2 protein-coding genes are annotated in these 2,193 nt (G+C 77.9%); both read left to right on the top strand.

The window, feature by feature from the left end:
• Window positions 1-97: 97 nt before the first annotated feature.
• On the top strand, window positions 98-910 hold the full coding sequence (locus G3I53_RS10265) for a hypothetical protein (protein ID WP_164438254.1): 813 nt from the start codon (window positions 98-100) through the stop codon (window positions 908-910).
• A complete protein-coding gene (gene mycP / locus G3I53_RS10260; protein WP_164438253.1) occupies window positions 907-2,091 on the top strand; it encodes a type VII secretion-associated serine protease mycosin in 1,185 nt (394 codons plus the stop codon). Before G3I53_RS10265 ends, mycP begins: the two co-directional genes overlap by 4 nt.
• Window positions 2,092-2,193 lie beyond the last annotated feature (102 nt).

Raw genomic sequence — 2,193 nt, 5'->3', positions numbered from 1 at the left:
CGCACCGGCCGGCCCGCCCCACGGCTTTCCCGACCCGGCCCTGTCCTGGAGCGCCCCCTCGGCCCCGGGCGGCACCCCGCCCGCCGGCCGGCCGGCCGTGTCCTTCGGGCAGCCCGAGGGCTACGACGGGCAGGCCCGGCCCCGGCTCCTCGGACGGCGCCCCCGGTCCCAGGTCGTGGCCGCCGCCGTCTGCCTCGTCCTCGGAGCGGGGCTCATCGGCGGCGCCGCCACGGGCAGCTGGCTCGCCGGGGACTCCGGCGAGACCGGCACCGGCGGCGGGTTCGCCTCCGCCGCGGCCCTGTGGCACAGCGTCCCCGTCGACGAACTGTTCCCGCCCACCCTCGAAGGCAAGGGGGCGGGCCCCGGCGGCGCCGACCGCACCTGGACCCGGATCGCCGTCGCCCCCGACAGCGGCTGCAAGGGCGCCTTCGACCCGCTGCTGCGCAAGGTCCTCGGCACCGTCGGCTGCGAGCGCCTGCTGCGCGCCACCTACACCGACGCCACGCAGAGCCACGTCACCACCGTCGGACTGCTCTTCACCAAGGCCGACGCCGCCGGCATGACCGCCCTGGCCGCACGCTTCGACAAAGAGCGCCTGGCGGGCCGCAGCGACCTGATGCCCCTGCCGTACGCGGCGAAGGGCACCGCGGCCGAGGACTTCGGCGCCCGGCAGCGGGCGGCCTGGGTGATCTCCGTGCTCACCGACGCCCCCGTCGTCGTGTACGCCGTTTCCGGCTGGGCCGACGGCCGCACCGTCGCCGAGCCGCAGTCCGCCGAGGCGGCCATGGAGTCCGGCGCCACCGGCCCGGTCGCCCAGGCCGGCCTCGGGCACGAGGCGCGGGGCCTCGCCGACCGCGTCGAACGCGGTCTGCGCGGGCACGTCCGCACGGCCACGGAGCGACCCTCATGAGCCTCTCCCGCACCCCCCGGCGCGGCACCGCCGCCCTCGGCGTCCTGCTCGCCGCCGCCCTCGCCCTGCTGCCCGCCGCCCCCGCCCACGCGGACGGCATCCGCGCCCGCCAGTGGGGCCTGGAGGCCATGCGCACCCAGGAGGCGTGGCAGACCACGAAGGGCGCGGGCGTCACCGTCGCCGTCCTCGACACCGGAGTCGACGCCGACCACCCCGACCTGTCCCGCAACGTCCTCCCCGGCAAGGACCTGGTCGGCTTCGGCGCCGGCCCCGGCGACCGGGCCTGGGCCCGGCACGGCACCGCCATGGCCGGGATCATCGCCGGCCACGGACACGGCCCCGGCGACACCGAGGGCGTCATGGGTATCGCGCCCGAGGCGAGGATCCTGCCCGTCCGCGTCATCCTGGAGGACGGCGACTCCTCCCGGTCCAAGGCCCGCAGCACCCGGGGCAACGCCCTCGCCGAAGGCATCCGCTGGGCCGCCGACCACGGCGCCGACGTCATCAACCTCTCCCTCGGCGACGACTCCGCCTCCGCCCACCCCGACTCCGGCGAGGACGAGGCCATCCAGTACGCGCTGCGCAAGGGCGTCGCCGTGGTCGCCTCGGCGGGCAACGGCGGCGAGAAGGGCGACCGCGTCTCGTACCCCGCCGCCTACCCCGGCGTCATCACCGCCACCGCCGTCGACCGGTACGGCACCCGCGCGGCCTTCTCCACCCGCCGCTGGTACGCCACGGTCAGCGCCCCCGGCGTCGACGTGATCATCGCCGACCCCGACCGCAAGTACTACGAGGGCTGGGGCACCAGTGCGGCCGCCGCGTTCGTCTCCGGCGCCGTCGCCCTGCTGCGCTCGGCCCACCCCGACCTCACCCCGGCGCAGCTCAAGTCCCTCCTGGCGGACACCGCCCGCAACGCCCCCGCCGGCGGCCGCGACGACTCCCGGGGCTTCGGTTTCGTCGACCCGGCCGCCGCGCTGCGGGCCGCGGACCGGCTCAAACCGAAGGGCCTGAAGCCGGCCTCCCACGGCGACCGCTACTTCGGTCCCGGCCCGGACACCTCCGGCTCCGACAGCGGGGCCACCGCCTGGGCCGCCCCACTGGCCGGCGGGGCCGGCGCGGTGCTCCTCGTGGCCACCGTCGTCCTCTGGCGCGGCCGGCGCCCGGCCCCCGAGGACCACTGAGCCGCACCGCACGGCCTGGCACCCGCGCCCCACTGAGCCGCACCGACGGCCTGGCCCCGAAGAGCACTGAGCCGCACCGCACGGCCCGGCACCCGCGCCCCA

This window comes from Streptomyces sp. SID14436, assembly GCF_010548465.1.
Taxonomy (GTDB): domain Bacteria; phylum Actinomycetota; class Actinomycetes; order Streptomycetales; family Streptomycetaceae; genus Streptomyces.
This window is presented reverse-complemented; position numbering and strand designations above follow the sequence as displayed.

Coding starts and splice junctions, on each gene's coding strand:
- mycP (WP_164438253.1), top strand. CDS start 907: ATGAGCCTCTCCCGCACCCCCCGGCGCGGCACCGCCGCCCTCGGCGTC.